This is a genomic window from Pedobacter hiemivivus, from assembly GCF_005144565.1.
GTDB classification, from domain to species: domain Bacteria; phylum Bacteroidota; class Bacteroidia; order Sphingobacteriales; family Sphingobacteriaceae; genus Pedobacter; species Pedobacter hiemivivus.
This window is the reverse complement of the sequence record NZ_SWDX01000002.1, coordinates 865,438-882,660: the sequence shown is the minus strand read 5'-3', so window position 1 is coordinate 882,660 and position 17,223 is coordinate 865,438. Positions and strand designations below refer to the sequence as shown.

Annotated in this window: 16 protein-coding genes; 8 read left to right on the top strand and 8 right to left on the bottom strand. The window is 40.1% G+C overall.

Features of this window, described 5'->3' with window-relative positions:
* Both FBD94_RS07135 and kynU read right to left on the bottom strand, forming a co-directional pair.
* Window positions 1-861, bottom strand: a complete 861-nt coding sequence (locus tag FBD94_RS07135) for a bestrophin family protein (RefSeq protein ID WP_136879643.1) — start codon at window positions 859-861, stop codon at window positions 1-3.
* A gap of 44 nt (window positions 862-905) precedes the next feature.
* Complete coding sequence (gene kynU / locus FBD94_RS07130; RefSeq protein WP_136879642.1) at window positions 906-2,195, bottom strand: kynureninase; 1,290 nt, start codon at window positions 2,193-2,195, stop codon at window positions 906-908.
* A 438-nt stretch (window positions 2,196-2,633) separates the two neighbouring features.
* On the opposite strand from kynU, the gene FBD94_RS07125 reads away from it, so the two are divergent.
* Complete coding sequence (locus tag FBD94_RS07125; RefSeq protein WP_136879641.1) at window positions 2,634-2,825, top strand: hypothetical protein; 192 nt, start codon at window positions 2,634-2,636, stop codon at window positions 2,823-2,825.
* Between the two features lie 29 nt (window positions 2,826-2,854).
* On the top strand, window positions 2,855-3,130 hold the full coding sequence (locus FBD94_RS07120; RefSeq protein ID WP_136879640.1) for a hypothetical protein: 276 nt from the start codon (window positions 2,855-2,857) through the stop codon (window positions 3,128-3,130).
* A 19-nt stretch (window positions 3,131-3,149) separates the two neighbouring features.
* On the opposite strand, the gene FBD94_RS26430 is transcribed toward FBD94_RS07120, so the two are convergent.
* Complete coding sequence (locus tag FBD94_RS26430) at window positions 3,150-3,494, bottom strand: DUF1080 domain-containing protein (protein WP_262710966.1); 345 nt, start codon at window positions 3,492-3,494, stop codon at window positions 3,150-3,152.
* On the opposite strand from FBD94_RS26430, the gene FBD94_RS07110 reads away from it, so the two are divergent.
* On the top strand, window positions 3,452-5,026 hold the full coding sequence (locus FBD94_RS07110; RefSeq protein ID WP_136879639.1) for a Na+/H+ antiporter: 1,575 nt from the start codon (window positions 3,452-3,454) through the stop codon (window positions 5,024-5,026). The two genes, FBD94_RS26430 and FBD94_RS07110, sit on opposite strands and share 43 nt — an antisense overlap.
* 75 nt (window positions 5,027-5,101) lie before the next feature.
* Here FBD94_RS07110 and FBD94_RS07105 read toward each other — a convergent pair whose 3' ends face one another.
* From FBD94_RS07105 to FBD94_RS07085, 5 genes are all read right to left on the bottom strand, one after another.
* The gene (locus FBD94_RS07105; protein WP_136879638.1) at window positions 5,102-5,590 is read right to left on the bottom strand and encodes a DNA-deoxyinosine glycosylase; all 489 of its coding nucleotides are present in this window, start codon (window positions 5,588-5,590) and stop codon (window positions 5,102-5,104) included.
* 147 nt (window positions 5,591-5,737) lie between these two features.
* Entirely contained in the window at window positions 5,738-6,100 is a 363-nt protein-coding gene (locus FBD94_RS07100; protein ID WP_235884397.1) for a DUF1801 domain-containing protein, read from the bottom strand.
* Window positions 6,101-6,473: 373 nt separating this feature from the next.
* Complete coding sequence (locus FBD94_RS07095; protein ID WP_136879637.1) at window positions 6,474-7,067, bottom strand: dihydrofolate reductase family protein; 594 nt, start codon at window positions 7,065-7,067, stop codon at window positions 6,474-6,476.
* A gap of 110 nt (window positions 7,068-7,177) precedes the next feature.
* Window positions 7,178-7,915, bottom strand: a complete 738-nt coding sequence (locus tag FBD94_RS07090; protein WP_136879636.1) for an MBL fold metallo-hydrolase — start codon at window positions 7,913-7,915, stop codon at window positions 7,178-7,180.
* A 42-nt stretch (window positions 7,916-7,957) separates the two neighbouring features.
* Window positions 7,958-8,656, bottom strand: a complete 699-nt coding sequence (locus FBD94_RS07085) for an alpha/beta hydrolase (protein WP_136879635.1) — start codon at window positions 8,654-8,656, stop codon at window positions 7,958-7,960.
* 134 nt (window positions 8,657-8,790) lie between these two features.
* Between FBD94_RS07085 and FBD94_RS07080 the strand changes: the two genes are divergently transcribed.
* From FBD94_RS07080 to FBD94_RS07060, 5 genes are all read left to right on the top strand, one after another.
* Complete coding sequence (locus FBD94_RS07080) at window positions 8,791-9,858, top strand: DUF2652 domain-containing protein (RefSeq protein ID WP_136879634.1); 1,068 nt, start codon at window positions 8,791-8,793, stop codon at window positions 9,856-9,858.
* Window positions 9,855-11,570, top strand: a complete 1,716-nt coding sequence (locus FBD94_RS07075) for a tetratricopeptide repeat protein (protein ID WP_136879633.1) — start codon at window positions 9,855-9,857, stop codon at window positions 11,568-11,570. Before FBD94_RS07080 ends, FBD94_RS07075 begins: the two co-directional genes overlap by 4 nt.
* A 98-nt stretch (window positions 11,571-11,668) precedes the next feature.
* Window positions 11,669-12,235, top strand: coding sequence for an RNA polymerase sigma-70 factor (locus tag FBD94_RS07070; protein WP_225874780.1), 567 nt, complete (start codon window positions 11,669-11,671; stop codon window positions 12,233-12,235).
* A gap of 75 nt (window positions 12,236-12,310) precedes the next feature.
* The gene (locus FBD94_RS07065; protein ID WP_136879632.1) at window positions 12,311-13,507 is read left to right on the top strand and encodes a FecR family protein; all 1,197 of its coding nucleotides are present in this window, start codon (window positions 12,311-12,313) and stop codon (window positions 13,505-13,507) included.
* A gap of 213 nt (window positions 13,508-13,720) precedes the next feature.
* The gene (locus tag FBD94_RS07060; protein WP_235884396.1) at window positions 13,721-17,221 is read left to right on the top strand and encodes a TonB-dependent receptor; all 3,501 of its coding nucleotides are present in this window, start codon (window positions 13,721-13,723) and stop codon (window positions 17,219-17,221) included.
* Window positions 17,222-17,223 lie beyond the last annotated feature (2 nt).

The following is a 17,223-nucleotide window of genomic DNA, read 5'->3' as shown; positions in this document are numbered from 1 at the left end:
TTATTTCAAGATCTCCCCAACATGCTTTTCTATATTGTTGCAAATTTCGTTAACAGGCAAGTCATTAGCGTCTTCGCCAAAAGGATTCTCTATCTCTTCAGCAATCAACTCTAAACTGGCTAGCACATACAATATGAAAGGAACAATAGGAATCACAAAATACCCAAGACTAAACACCCAGCCAAAAGGGAGCGTAATCACATAAATGAAGATGAATTTCTTTATAAAAGCACTGTACGAATATGGAATCGGCGTGTTTTTAATACGCTCACAGCCACCACATATCTCCGTAAACTGCTGAACATCCGCATTCAATATGATAAGCTGCTCGTTGGTAATTTCGCCACTAGCTTGTAGTTCAAAAACTCTGGATGATATGCTTGCAGCCACCTGATTTGGAATATGTTTACCTCCATCGACTTCGATTAAAAGGCTATTTTTACCAAAATACTGTTTTTCCCTTAAATGCTCTTGCAATGCAAACGCGTACTTTGGAATGGCGTAATCAAAAAACTCTACATGATTTTTTTTTAGCTTTAATGATTTTATTTTAATCGCAAAATTGCGGCTTACATTCGTTAGTCCACCTAAAAGCCTGCGACCTTCCCACCATCTATCGTACGATGTATTGGTTCTAAACACCAACAGCATAGATATCACAAAACCCAGGAGGTTATGCATCATCCCAATATTTTTAACATATATCGTCTCCGCCAACTTTAAATAGTTAAGCTCCAAAAAGGCAATAATACCGGAAAATACTGCCACACTGAGCATCAAAGGCCATAATGTGCGGATGGTATCTGCTTTATGTACATGAAATATAAAAGTTATCCAATCTTTTGGATTATAATTTATCATATTACTGTTCCTTTTCTAATACTAAAATACGCTTTAGGCTCTAACTATTTCAGTAACTTTTTACTTATATCCAGCAGCAAAGTTCCTGTTGTAAAAACATCTTCATAAGAATTATACAAAGGAACAGGGCTTAACCTGATCACATTAGGTTCCCGCCAATCACCAAGTACATTATTTACCACCAACTGTTCAAAAACCTCTTTTCCTTTTTGCTTTGCGATGATAGAAACCTGAGCACCACGATCTGCTTGAGTTAATGGCGTAATGATCTTATACTGCTCCTCTCCTAACGCCTTATTCACTTCATTTATAATGATAAATAAATAGCTAGTTAAAGTTTTACTTTTATTCCTTAAAGGTGCAATAAAGCCTGCTTTTTTAAAACTCTGAAGCGAAGCGTAGTACAATGCCATCGGCATTACCTGCGTGCAACTTACCTGCCACCCATCCGCACCAACTTCGGGCAGAAAACCCTTTTCCATTTTAAAACGCTGCTGCTCCTGGTATCCCCACCAACCTGCAAAGCGGTTCAGTGTGGTATCGGAAAAATGCTTTTCATGTACAAAGATTCCACTTATACCACCCGGTCCTGAGTTTTGATACTTATAGGAACACCAGCATGCGAAATCAATACCCCAATCGTGCAATTGTAAAGGAACATTCCCTGCTGCATGCGCCAAATCAAAACCTACAACTGCTCCCGCAGCATGTCCAGCTTTTGTTATAGCCCCCATATCGAACCATTGCCCAGTAAAGTAGTTTACACCACCAAACAATACCAATGCAATTTCATCGCCACTTTCGGTAATTGCAGCTGTTATGTCTTCTGTCCTCAAGGTATACTCACCTTCCCTCGGAGCTACCTCAATAATTGCAGTAGCTGGATCGAAACCATGAAAACGAACTTGGCTTTCTATTGCATATTGATCCGAAGGAAAAGCCCCAGCTTCCATAATGATCTTAAATCTACTGGCAGTTGGTCTGTAAAAACTAACCATCAATAAATGAAGATTGACAGTTAATGTATTCATCGGACAAACTTCAGCCTCGCTAGCCCCAACAATAGGCGCCATCAGTTTTTTAAGCTCCTTATGATAAAACATCCAGGGAGTCTCACCTTCAAACCAACCTTCTACCGCAAAATTCTGCCAATTGTTTAACTGCTCATCTAAAACCTCACGTGCAGCTTTAGGTTGAAGTCCTAAAGAATTACCACATAGGTAAATAAATGGTTTTCCATTTTGTTGAGGGAATAAAAAATCTTGTCTTAAATCGCGAATTGGATCAGCCTGATCTAGCGCCTGAGCGAATGCCAAATTGTTTTCAAAATTCATTTGTTTCAAATATCCACAAAAAACAGGGATAAATAAATCAGTCCAATCATTTTGTTATCCACAAAATCAAACATCACACCCCTATAACCAGCATCTCTGACTATAGTTGAGTAGCAAAGTTCTTGAATTATTTCATGAGATATTGCGCTAGTTTACATTTAGGTGATTTACACAAAAACATCAAAATCAATCAATCAAAATAGTTAACAATTGTTAACGAAAACAGAGTTTCTATTACCTAACTAGAATGTTACAGCCAAAGAATTTCACACTAAAAATTTCTTTTTAGTTAACCATATGTGAGCCGTCTGCAACCCCTATTTACCCGGACATTACCCGGACATTACCCGGACATCACTCGCTCCAAGTACAATCTGCTAAAAGCATGCAAATTGACAATCAGCATCTTAGTGCATACATTAGGAAAAAAAAGAAGCTATGGCAAGAATTAATAATGGTATTTTGGGTGGCATGCATAGTAATGCAGATCCAGTAGAGGGTTATGTAAAATATGGCGTAGCCCATCTTAGGGAAAAGAAAAGAAAGCGTACAACTCCCCAACCCCAAGAGAAAGAATTCAAAACAATAATGTTCAGGGCTTGTTCATATAGAGTTGGCGAAACATACTAAAAACGTTTCAGGCAAGTAATTATAAATAAATGCTAAACATCAATCAAAAATTAAACGAACTGGCCAGCAGCTGGTACAGTTTGTCAGAACTAAGCAAGAGTGTCCTTAGCGAACTGGAAGCTAAACAAGTAAGAGAAAAACAAGAAAAGGCTCGCCAGCAGTTAATCCCAATGCTTCAGCAAATGCAAGCCTCAAAAGATACTCCTTATGAAACTTATCTCGAGGGAGATACTTTCGTAGATATCTATTTAGATGAAACCGGAGAAATCAAAGACAGCGGCCATTATAGCCGTCCAGCCCTTTAAACTTTCCAGAAAGAGGGAATCACTCCACTCTTCCATGCCTCTTTTTACCCAGGTCTTTGATCCTGATGTTTTTAAACTGTACTTCAGAACCATGACCAAGGAAACCAATATGACCAGTTTCACGCATTAATCCAGGATGTTTCTTTCCATCGACAGTACCGTTCTTTCTGGCTTCTGTAATATCAGCATCTAGAATTACAGTACCATTTAAGATCACTTTAATTTTAGGGCCCATTACAATTACTGCCAGGGAGGGAAAACCGTAGCAATCTTGTAGTTCTAAAAAAATCGAACTAAATTGTACGATATAAACGCTGATTGATGCTAGAAAGCTTCCCTTTTTACCTGAGTTTGATTGTAGCAATTGTATTGCTGATCATGCTGGCCAACGAAATAAAAGTAGCCTACCCTGTACTGCTGGTCATAGCTGGGCTAATCATCAGCTTTATTCCATGGATACCGACAATACATATTGACCCCGAAATTATCTTCTTTATCTTTTTACCCCCATTACTGTATGAAGCAGCATGGGGAGTTTCCTGGAAAGAGATGTGGCGCTGGCGTCGCATCATTACCAGTTTTGCCTTTGTCGTGGTATTTCTTACGGCCATGTCGGTTGCATTTGTGGCCAATCATTTTATCCCAGGCTTTTCATTGGTATTAGGTTTTCTATTGGGTGGTATCGTTTCGCCACCAGACGCCGTAAGCGCTGGCGCCATATTAAGATTTGTAAAAGTACCCAAAAGACTATCGTCGATATTAGAAGGCGAAAGCTTATTGAATGATGCTTCTTCGCTGATTATTTTCCGTTTTGCCTTGATAGCGGTGGCAACAGGTCAGTTTGTCTGGTCTGAAGCCGCCCTAAGCTTTAGCTGGATGCTGATTGGTGGTATAGGCATTGGCCTGGTGCTGGGTTGGATTTTCATGAAAGCCCATAAATACCTGCCCACGGATGCCAATATGGATATTGTGTTGACTCTAGTAACGCCATACGTCATGTACCTCGCTGCAGAAGAACTGCACAGCTCCGGTGTATTGGCTGTAGTAAGTGGTGGGTTATTGTTATCACACAAAAGGCATCACTTTCTGAGCAGCAGCTCTCGATTACGTGGTGTGAATGTCTGGCAAAGCATTTGTTTTGTATTAAATGGCTTGGTATTTATGCTGATCGGTTTAGCCCTACCTGAAATCACGGCGGGACTAGAAGGCGTAAACTTATCATCGGCAATTGGTTACGGCGTATTAATTACAGTTGTACTGATCGTAGGACGAATCATATCGGCTTATGGAGCTGTAATAATTACCCTTATTGCGCGTAACTTCATTACTGTAGCAGATGCCAGAAGTCCTGGCTACAAAGTTCCACTCATCATCGGATGGACTGGCATGCGCGGTGTGGTATCCCTTGCTGCCGCGTTATCCATCCCCCTACATCTGCCAGATGGAACTGCATTTCCACAGCGAAACCTTATTCTTTTTATCACCTTCATTGTTATCCTATTGACCTTATTGATTCAAGGACTAACCTTACCTTATTTGATCAAAAAAATACCACTTCCTAATCTTGATGAGACTTTATCTGATGAGGAAGTTTATCATACCATCAGGAAGCAATTGACTGCACACGCTTTAACCCATTTAAAGACTAATTACAGCGTGCAATTAAGCAATCAACCAGCATTGCAACAAATGGCCCGTAAATGGGAACAGAATGCAGGGATCATAGATGATGAACTTATGGCGGAAGAATGCAAACTGGTCTACCTTGACATATTAAATCAACAAAGGGAATGGCTGATTCAAAAGAACAATGATGAGCAGACACTCGATGAAGAAATCATTAGAAAACATTTGAGATACCTGGATATGGAAGAGGAAAAACTAAGTTTTCTATAACTTACACGTTAAACCAAAGACAGGCCATTATAGCCGCCCAGCCCTTTCAACATGCCCATACAAAGGATCATTTAATTAATAATGTTTGATTAATTTCCAGTCGGCCAATTTCTGTTCAAATGTTTTCCATGTGTTTGCGCTACTTGGAGAAGGCAATGTATAATATGATTTATTAGGAGATTTGTGAACATACCTACTATAAAATGCCTCTGCCTTCTGACTTCCAAAGAATACTGTTTTTATTTCTGGATACGAATTATAAAATAACTGAAAGTCATTCGCTTCCTCGTTCAATATATTGTTATCGGAGCTCCCCTTACATTCGCAGGTTTTTAAAACATCCCAAAGCGCAATACCATTGTCAAGCAATAGCTGCTTCCTGATTTCATAATCCTTTGAAAATGGTTGGTCAAAAAGAGTGAAGATGATTTTCCAGAAATGATTGCCAGCATGCCCATAGTACTGCTTCAACTTTAAGGATTTCTCACCTGGCATAGTTCCTAAAATAAGGATTTGGCTATTCTTATTTACGATTGGAGGAAATGCTAACTTTAAATTACTCATATGAAACTCTCGTAATTAGACATTCAAAAATATGGGATTTTGTCCAAAATCAGCTATAAAAACAACAGAAATTCTCTTTGTTTTAGATTTATTCGTTGAATAAAAATGTCCTGCTCAAAAGAACAGGGCATATAATACTACCGCCTCTTATTTCTCCATCAATTCAATCCAGGTATTCACCATTTTTTCAATCAGTTCTTTATTTGCGGTTACTTGTTCCATGGAATAAAACTTTGCATAAACTTTTCCCTTCGTGGCTTCTTCCAAGAAGTCAGATTTTATATTAAGCAGTTCTCCTTTGTGAAAAATAAGTGCTACATAATTTTTAATCCTGGGGTTGAAAGTGGCCAGATCCTCTTTGTAAAAAAAGCTCGGGCCTCCCCACTTTACGTCTTCTTCTATTTTAGAATTTGCATTGACAATGATTGCTCGGACTGCTTCCATTTCGGCTTTCAATGGGTGTTCAAGCTTAGACATAAACTCTTCTACTTTCTTAGTATTGCTCATCATTTTTAATATTTAATGTTAATATCAAATATCAAAGTCTTTATTGCTTCAAAGGGGGTGCAGAAACGACAATTAATGGGTTGATTACGACTGTTATCCCAAAAAAGGTCGCTGATAAACAAAACAATTATATCACCCCACTGTTTTTGAATTCATCCGTACAAAAAGAAAAATACAATTATGAATAAATTTTTCAGAGCTATCATCGCCGCGTGGGGCGCCAAGAAACTGGGAGGCGGCTGCCTATCCACCATTATTATATTTATCCTGATCTATACCCTACTCGGTAAATGCAATAACAACGCGCGCGCAACATCTCAGCAGCCCAAACCTTCAGTAGCTCTCTGCAAATAATATAACGAGAATTACTGAAGTTTTAAGCCGCAACAGTACCTGTCTTAACTTCACCAGCCCGCTTGTAATTGGCCATAATCACTCCGCTTGGACTAACAACGCTCTCCACTAAACTAAATGCTGCCGGAATCGCATCATTGTTAAACAACCTTTTTCCTTTACCAAGAAGCACAGGGTGAATATTGAGCCAAAATTCATCTACCAGATCATGTTTCAATAGCAACTGAACGAGCTCGCTGCTACCCCAGATTTTGAGGTCAGCCCCTTCTGAATTCTTGAGTTTTTCTATGTCTTCCACGCTTGTAAGGAATACGCTATTTTGCCAGTCTGACTTATCCATGGTATTGGATATAACATACTTTGTAACCTCATTTACACCTGGCCAATAGTCGGCATGTTCGGGCCAATAACCCGCAAAGATTTCAAATGTTTTTCTGCCAAGAAGTAAATCTGCAGGTTCCATCTGTTTTTGCATGAGTTGACCAGAAACTTCATCAGCATAGGCTGCAGTCCAACCGCCATAATTGAAACCGCCAGATGTATCTTCCTCAGGTCCGCCGGGTGCTTGCATAACTCCATCCAAGGTGATAAATGATAGAACAGTTATTTTTCTCATAATATTGATGTTTTATTAAGATATAAATTTCGTCAATTAATATAGAGTCAGTGCTGTGTGGATACGACAATCATGGTGGGTTAACGCGACATAAATTATTCTAAAATAATTTATGTCATCAATTCAAATCCATCGCTCAGATATCCTACTTTTAGTTGATCGAGCTTTTCCAGCATCTCTTGGTCAAAGTGAGTCAACAGCATCCGTTTACAAGAAAATTCAGGGAGCCGCATTTCTAATTCCAGATAATTCATATGTCCCTTTACCTGCGTGCCGAAAAAATTACATTCACAAATAAATATATCAGCCCTATCACTTAAGGCCAGTAGGGTATCAGTCCAAGATGTATCCCCAGAATAAGCAATCACCTTATCTGAGATTTCAATCCGAATCCCATGAGGTAAAGCTTTTTCAGAATGAATCACCGGAAGAGCCCACAAGTTAAAATGTTCCAACTTTAGCACTTTATCTGCTGCATATTCCAGAAAATCTACGTTTAGTTTTTCCAACACAGAAGTTCCGGGGTATAGCAAATCTAACAAGGCACTGATTCGATCCTTCCCCCCCGGAGGGCTGATGATTTGCATTTTTTTCTTTCTACCATGTATCGCCGCATCCAAAAGCAAAAAAGGCACTCCACCATAATGATCACCATGGAAGTGACTGATGACAATTGCATCAATATCATTGATATTGATTCCATGATGCTTTAGTCCTGGCAAACTACTTGCTCCGCAGTCGATCAAAAACTTGCTTGTTTCTGTCTTCACATAAAAACAGGTATTCAGTCTACCACCGCTGCCAAATGCATCACCACAGCCAATAACTTTTAAATATACCAAGCTCATTTCTATAAATTTAAAAGTTCTTCCACTTCCAACATGGAAATCCTATGCATATACACTTTCAGCTGCCCTGACAATCATATCTGCAACTATTTCGGGTTGCGACATGAAAATAACATGGCTTCCTTGAACCTCTTCTACTATTGTATTTGAACGACTGTACATGTTTCTCTGAATATCCGGATTGATGCTCTTATCCTCAGTTGCTATCAGTCCATAGGAAGGTTTAGATCTCCATGCAGCATTTGTAATCGGGGTTCCAAAGCCTTTTGCATAAAAAGCCCCCTGAGACGCACACATAAATTCGGCTTCACTGGCATCTATGTCCGCACAGAAACCTTCATGGTACTTATCTTTATCATAGTAAACGATTCCCTTTTCATCTGGTGGCAAAACACCATTTTCTGGTGCTGGTGGCGCACTTTGCAGCCATTGTAAAGCTGTTTCTCCGTTATCCGGCTGGAATGCCGCAATATAAACGAGTGCTGCCACATTGGGATGATTACCAGCCTCAGTAATCACAGCTCCACCCCAGGAATGGCCAGCAAGAATAGCAGGTCCCCCAATCCGATCAAGCGCAACATGTGTAGCCAGCACATCATCCTCCAAGGAGGTCAATGGATTCTGTACAACTATTACATTAAAACCTTTTTTTGTCAATTCGTTATAAAGTGCTTTATAACCAGAACCATCAGCGAATGCGCCATGTACTAACACAGCATTCTTAACATTTGAATTTTCCATCGTTTTAATTTTTGTTTATAAATGACATACAATACAACGATGACCACGAACTGTTTTCAGAATCTTTACAAACAGATGCGATAATCTATTCTGATGTTGGGCTGATGGTTTATTGTTTGTAACTTTAAGATGAAATGGAAACAAAAGGTCTGCTTTTTATCCCCGACATCAGTGGTTTCAGTCGATTTGTAACAGAATCAGAAATTAACCATAGTCGGATGATCATACAGGAATTGCTTGAATTGCTCATTAATGCAAATCAAATAGGGCTTGAAGTTTCCGAAATAGAAGGTGACGCTATTCTTTTTTACAAATTTGGCGAACCACCACAGCTTAAAGAATTGTATAAGCAGGTGGAAAAGATGTTTTGTCAATTTCACAAAAATCTTATGGCTTATGACCGACGGAAGTATTGCCAATGCAAGGCCTGTATTTCCGCAGCCAATCTTTCCTTAAAAGTAATCACACATTATGGTGAATTTACGGAGTACCATGTGAAGAATTTCAGTAAGCTGATCGGTAAGGATGTTATCGTTGCACACCAGCTTTTGAAGAACGACATAGCGCAACATGAATATTGGTTGGTGACCAAAGACCTTCTGCACAATCACTCTCTGGCTGATTTTACCGGATGGATGAATTGGAATGACAGTATAAAGCAGACTGAATCAGGAGATATACACTTTCATTATACACAACTGAGCGAGTTAAAAAATGAAATACATGATGACCCTTTACCCCCATTAAACCTCTCTGATAAAAGAAAAATACTCAGTGCTTCCAGCGTATACGAAACTGACATCATTACCCTATTTCATATTGCAGGTGCATTTGAATACCGTCACCTCTGGTGGGAAGGTGTAGAAAAAGTAGAGGAAATTAATCACTCCTTGCCACGGGTGGGTATGCAAAGCATATGGACATTAAATAACGGAAAAATGCTTTACTATTCCAGCAGCTACTCCTATACTGATGACAAGGTTGAATTTACTGAAACCGATGAAAAAGGAGATCAAGTGACTTACTTCACCCTGGTAAAAATAGCAGACAATAAAGCAAAACTCATTATAGATGTTTATAAAACCCGAAATTGGCTTACAGATTTTATTTTAGGATCATCAGGTCAAAAAAAACTGGAAGCTACGCTTAAAAAGTCATTAGAGAATATCATTCCACTGTTAGAAAAGATGCCGATATTATGAAAACAATACAACTGCTTTTTATATGCTGTCTCTTTTTTTCTGGCGGCGATAAATATATCCAAAAGCCTTCCTATCCAATGGATTATAGCAAGGCAATTGTAGCGACATGTGGTTCATCATCTCCCACAGAAAATATTGGTACAGCGGATAACGGTAAATTTATGATGCATCTGCCAGGCTGGGGACACTATTCTTACCAAATATCGACGACTAGCGACAGCGCGCAGGTTTATTTTGATCAGGGGCTAACTATGTATTATAGTTACCATATGAAGGAAGCGCTGGCTTCCTTTAAAGAAGCAGCCAGATTTGATCCCAATTGCGCTATGATCTATTGGGGTCAGGCATTGGCTATGGGGCCTTACTATAATTCTGCCCACACTTACCTCATTCCTAAAAATATATCAAAAGTTTTAAAACTGATGAACCAATCTGCCGGTAAAGCATCTGCCAAAGAGCGGGACCTGTTGAAGGTGATGAGCCTCCGATATCCATCCTCAGATGCTGATACTGTAAAAACGAATCTAAACGCGGCGTATGCACAAGGTATGAAAGGGCTCATGTCCATATACCCGGAGGATGCAGACATTAAGGCGCTATTTATAGATGCAGTGATGCTGATCCATCCCTGGGAGTTCTGGAACAACGATGGATCGGCGAAAGAATGGACACCTGAAGTGGTAAATTTGTGTGAAACTCTATTACAGGAAAACCCAAAACATCCTGGTGCTTTACATTATTATATACATTTAACGGAAGCATCACGTAAGCCAGAGGTTGCCCTGGCCAATGCGCAGCTGCTGAAAGATCTTTTTCCGGGCGTAGCCCACATGGTTCACATGTCCAGCCATGTATACCAAAGAAACGGCCTTTATGCGCTGGGCGTAGCGGCAAATGACAGGGCCGATGCGAGCCTTGTGCGTTATGATTCACTGGCCAGGCACCTTTCGCTTAACAAACATTCGCCGCATTATTTTGCAGTACAGGCTTTTTGCGGCCTGACAGGTGGAATGTATACTAAAGGAATGCGGGATGCCATAAAGTGCAGAAAAAGTGTTGCGCCAATTTACGAGGATACTTATGCCCAATATTTGTATATGATGCCACTCTTTACCCAGGTAAGGCTTGGTAAATGGGATGAGCTATTAAAAGAGGCTGTTGAGCCCGATACCCGCTGGACCTATGCAGGGATATTGGATAATTTTGCCAAAGGACTTGCATATGTGTATTCAGGCAAGCCGAATATGGCAAGAGAACAGCTGGTTCAGTTGCGTACTAAAATGACAGATCCCATTTTAAAAAAGAGGCGCATCCCTTTTAATTCGACATTGCAAAGCGCGCAGATTGCAGAAAACATTTTAAATGCCGTTATTTTATTTGATCAGAGAAAGAATGCTGCCGGTATTAGCAGTCTCAATGAGGCCATAAAAATAGAAGATGAAATGATTTACGCTGAGCCGATGGATTGGCCACTTCCTGCAAGACAATTTTTAGGGGCCTACCTTTTAAAGTTGGGGAAACCGGCGGATGCAGCGCAGGTTTACAAAATGGATCTGGAACTAAACCCAGGAAATGGCTGGTCATTACTGGGGCTGTATCAAAGTTTAAGTGCCCTGCATAAAGTTGAGGCGTTGGCGGAATATAAAGCCGCTTACCTTAAGGCGTTCTCTGGCGCAGAGCAGATTCCACCGGCCTCGGTTTATAGCAGATAGGGTTTATTCTGATAGAGATGTGATGCGTTTTTAGCAATTTGTTGACAAGGGACAGGCAATCCAATATATTTTTAGCTAAATTTACACTACGGGAAATCATGATGGATGCTTATTGTTCATATTCGGATCAGGAACTTACTGCTTTTTTAAAAAATGGGGATAAGTCTGCATTTACAGAGATTTATAACAGGTACTGGAAAAAAATGTTCGCACTGGCTTGCCAGAAAATAAATGATCCGGAAGAAGCCAGAGAAATTGTTCAGCAGATTTTTATCCGTCTTTGGGAACGTAAAGATAAACTGGAAATCAATAACACTTTAGGCGGATACCTTTCTGTTTCTGTAAAATACAGGATTATTAATGCCTTGAATATGCATTACGTGCGTAAAAACTATATCGATAATTTACCGGCATGGTCAGAACTGGATGATTCTACACAGGAATGGCTGGACTTTGAAGAAGTAAAAGAGCGACTGGCTATACTTGTTTCAAATTTACCCGAAAAATGCCGTATTGTATTTGTCATGAGCCGTGAACAGGGGCTTTCACAAAAAAAGATTGCAGAAACCCTCAATATATCAGAAAAAACAGTGGAAGCACATCTGAGTAAAGCCGTAAAATCTTTAAGAACAGGGCTCAGAAGCTTCTTTTTAACACTTTTATAAATTAATCATATTTTTTTTTCTTCGGGACTAAGGGATTCGATCTTCTGAACTGACATACTAGTAAAGGCTCAGGAAATGGATCAAAAGAATACACAAGAGAGATATGAATACCTCGCTTCGGCATGGAAAAATAAAACAATTACTCCTACGGAAGAATCAGAATTATTTGACTGGTTAAATCTGTCAGAAGAAATTGTCGTAAATATCCCTGCGTCATTTGCAAATTCTGAAACCGAACTTAAAAACCAAATGTATGACTATATAGATCAGTCATTATGGACAAATAAACAGGACAAAAAACGCAAATTATGGCCAAAATTAAGTATTGCAGCTGCTTTACTACTGTTAACTGGCGCTTCGCTTTTGTTCTATTACTCCCCTGCCATCCAACACCTTTTTAATTCAACCGCTTCTTTGAATAATAATATTTCTACCGGCAGCAATACAGCGACCTTAACGCTTGCAAATGGAAAAAAAATAAAATTATCAGAGGTAGCTGCAGGACAACTCAGTACTGAGGCCGGTGTTTCAATCAGCAAATCCAAAGATGGGAAATTGATCTATTCCGTTTTGGAGCGTGACAATAAGGTTAATGACACTATTCGATTAAATACACTTTCAACAGCCATTGGAGAAACTTACCAGATACGTTTACCTGATGGAACAATAGTCTGGCTAAATGCAGCATCTTCATTAAAGTATCCTGCAAATTTTGGTGTAGGATCTAAGCGTAAAGTTCAATTATCTGGCGAAGCCTATTTTGAGGTGGCAAAGATAGAACGGAAAAATAAAAACTCCCTGAGCGAACGTGTACCTTTTATTGTGGCCACAGGCAAACAGGAAGTTGAGGTGTTGGGTACACATTTTAACATCAGCAGTTATCAGGAAGAATCTACTGAAAAGACCACATTACTTGAAGGTGCCGTACGGGTATCCTTGTTAAACACCCCGTCTAAAAATGTAAATCTCCTCCCCAACCAACAGGCGGTATTAACTGCAGGCAAGCTTTCGATGTATGACGTAGATGCCGCAGAGTCGGTAGCCTGGAAGAATGGCAAGTTTACATTTGACCATGAAGAGATCAACAGTATCATGCGTAAAGTTGCAAGATGGTATAATATTGAGGTAGTTTACCAGGACAATCTAGAGGGGGTTAAATTAACTGGGAGTATTTCCCGCTTTGAAAACATTAGTAAACTGCTGGAAATTTTGGAAAACACGAAGCAGGTACACTTTAAAATTGATGGAAAACGCATCATCGTGAAAAAATAAAATCAACAAATCATAATAAACCTAAACCCAAACCAAGACTATGTGAATAGATTTACTAAACAGTTAATTAATCTGTAACGGGTAAACCGCATTAAAAAACCGTAAAGTGGTTCGACGCACTTTACGGCTAAAAAATCTGAGTTAACCCTTCCGGCATAGCCGGAAAAACAATGAGCTATCAACTTACCGTTTTAACCCAAACTAAACAAAAGTATGAATTTAAATGCTTTTAACCTAAGTAAGCTACGCCTGTGGCTTCCACCAAAATTACTATTGATTATGAAAATGATCATCATTATCATGACGACCTGCTTACTACAGGTAAGCGCAGCCGGCTTCGCACAAAGAATTACTTTGTCCGAAAGAAACATGGCTTTGGAGCAGGTGCTTAAGAAAATTAAACGACAAATTGGATTTGATGTACTTTATGGCAGCAATCTGTTGGATCAGTCTGCCAAAATAAACGTGAACCTAAAGAATGTACCCTTGACAGATGCCCTGGACAAAATTCTTGAAGGACAAATGCTCAACTATGAAGTGAAGGAAAAGACCATCATCATCTCTAAAAAAATGCCTTCTATACTGGAACGGGTAATAGATGTCTTTCAAGCCACAGAGATCAGGGGGCATGTTTTAGATGAATTGAATCGTCCGCTTACCTCTGTTAACGTACGAATCAAAGGCAGCAAAAAAAGCGCTATTACAGGGCCAAGTGGCGAATTCCTAATCACAATACCTGATGATGGAACCATCCTCGTATTTTCTTGCGTGGGTTATATATCCCGGGAAATTCCCGCAAAGAAAAACATGATCGTGGTAATGGAGGCGGAAACCAATAAATTGAACGAAATGGTAGTGGTAGGTTATGGAAGTATCCGTAGAAAAGACCTGACCGGCTCCGTTGCCTCAGTGGACATCAGTGAAATTAAAAATGTTCCATTCGCGACTGTCGATCAGGCCCTATCCGGGAAAGCTTCGGGGGTTCAGGTAGTGCAGGCAGACGGATCGCCGGGAGGTGTAGCCAAAATACGTATTCGGGGAGGAACTTCCTTGATGGGTGGCAACGACCCATTATATATTATTGATGGGATACAGGTACAAATTCAGAACAGGTATCAGCAAAGTGCAGCAGAAATTCTAAGCCCGGTAGAAGGTTATGGTCCAAACGCCAGTCAAACCATTTCAGGTTCATTTGCACGCGGTCTAAACAGCCTGGGTGGGCTGAATATCAATGATATTGAAAGTATTGACATCTTGAAAGATGCCTCGGCAACTGCTATTTATGGTTCAAGGGCTGCAAATGGAGTGGTTATCATCACCACAAAAAAAGGCAAGCAAAATCAGAAACCTATTTTTGAAGCCAATTATTACGCAGGATTGAGCAGTCCCATTAAGGAGAAACTCTTAAATAGAGATCAATATATTATGATCATGAAAGAGGCTGCCAAGAACCTGAATGCTGCAAGAGCAGCATCGGTTCCGGCGCTTACACCTGATCCCACCGCTACCAGTATTTTAACCAATCCCAATTTTCTGGGCACAGGAAATACCGACTGGCTGGATCTTGTGCTACGTAATGGCATTACCCAAAATGCTGATATTGCGGTAAGAGGTGGCGGCACAGGTTCCAGATACTATACCTCATTGGCTTATAATAAAAATAATGGAACAATTGTGGGTACAGATTATACCAGAATTGCTGGAAAAATAAGCCTGGATAATGAAATTAATAGCAGGCTGCGTATCAATACCAATTTGGATTACGGTTTTAGTACCAATAACCTCACCAACGGTATGTATTCCCAAGCCCTGTTTGCTCCACCTACACTAGATGCCTATAATGCGGATGGTAGTATAAAAGTAATCAGCGCAAATGAGAATGGCACCTATGGCTTTGAAGGTTATCAGAACCCTTTGCTGCTGCTTAAAGGTATCAATAAATCTAACAGCATGACCTTGCTGGGCTCTTTGTCGGGCGAATATGATATCCTAAAAAACCTGAAATTAAAGTCTACCGTGTCGGTTAACTATAACAATTACCGCCAGACTAATTACGTACCGAGCACGGCTCAGATTTCGGGAAGTGGAGGTTATGCAAGTGGTTCAAAGAATGGTGTTGCAACACAGGCGCAGTCGCAAAACGTAGACCTGTTTTATGAAAACACGCTGACCTGGGACAAGCAGTTTAATGAGCACAACAGAATCAATATACTTGCAGGAACTTCCTGGCAAATTACCAGAAGCAATTCATTTTCAGCCAGCGGGCAGGGTTTTCCAGACGATAATTACCTGAACAATCTTTCGTCTGCAGCATTGACGTTGCCATCTACCGGTATCTCCGGCCAAAATTCACTGCTCAGTTTTTATATGCGGGCCAATTATGCCCTGTATGAAAAATACCTCTTCACTTTCACAGGTCGTTCGGACGCCTCATCTAAATTCCCTGAACACAACAGGGTTGGTTATTTCCCTTCAGGAGGGGTTGCATGGCGTATTTCTGAAGAAAATTTCCTAAAAAATGTAAAATGGATCAGCGAGATCAAACTAAGGGCAAGCGCCGGGTATACCGGTACGCAGAATATTGGTGACAATCTGTTCTATACACTATATTCGCCAGTATCTTACGCTGGATTAAACGGCCTTGCTCCTACTCAACTTGGTAATGATAAAATTAAATGGGAATCTACCCTGCAGAAAGATGCTGGTATTGATTTTGCTTTTTTCAATTCCAGATTAAGTGGTGGGATCGGATATTATGAAAAATCTACTGAGGGCATTTTGTTTCCGGCAACTGTGGCCCGCAGTTCAGGTTTTACAGGTGTAACTGCCAACATTGCTGACATTAGGAACAGCGGACTTGAACTATCCTTACGTGGTGATTTTATCCGCAGCAAAAGTATTCAGTGGTCAGGCACCTTCAATATATCGGGTAACAGGTCTAAAGTACTTGCCCTTTCCAATGATTTTTCTGACCCCTCTAATCCGAAGATCTACACCTATGGAAACAATGTATTGAAAGTAGGTGAACCCCTTGGCTTACTATGGGGCTACAAATTTGATGGGTTATTGCGTACACAGGCAGAAGTGGATGACTATAAAAGTAAAAACCTTTTTGCTCAGTTTGGTCAATACCCATATATGGGAATTGGCGACAGCCGTTATGTGCTGGATCCGGCTACAAAGTTCAATAAAAGCGATATTATTGGTCGTGCCGAACCAAAATATTACGGAGGATATACCAATAGCCTGACATACAAGAATTTTAGTTTGATCACACTAGCTACTTTCTCTTATGGGGGTGATATTTATTACCTGGCCGATGTTCAGAATGCCGACGCAGGTACCCGTACCAATAAGGGGATAAGGATCCTGGACAGATGGACACCTGAAAACCAAAATACGGAAAGGCCAAGGTTGATACTAGGTCAGGGTACCGCCGCGAATGGTGCGAGCAACAATGTATACGACGCTTCCTTTATCAAGTTGAAATCTGTAACACTGAGTTATCAGCTTTCTCCGTCACTAATGAAAAAGCTAAAAATGAATACCGCTTCTGTATATGTTTCAGGAACCAATTTATTAACGATTACCAATTACCCAGGAGCCGATCCAGAGGTCAGCAATGACCCTTATAGCCTAATTGGTGGGTATAGTGATGCAGGAGGATACCCTACCGTTAGGCAATTTAGTTTTGGACTTCGTTTTGGATTTTAAAA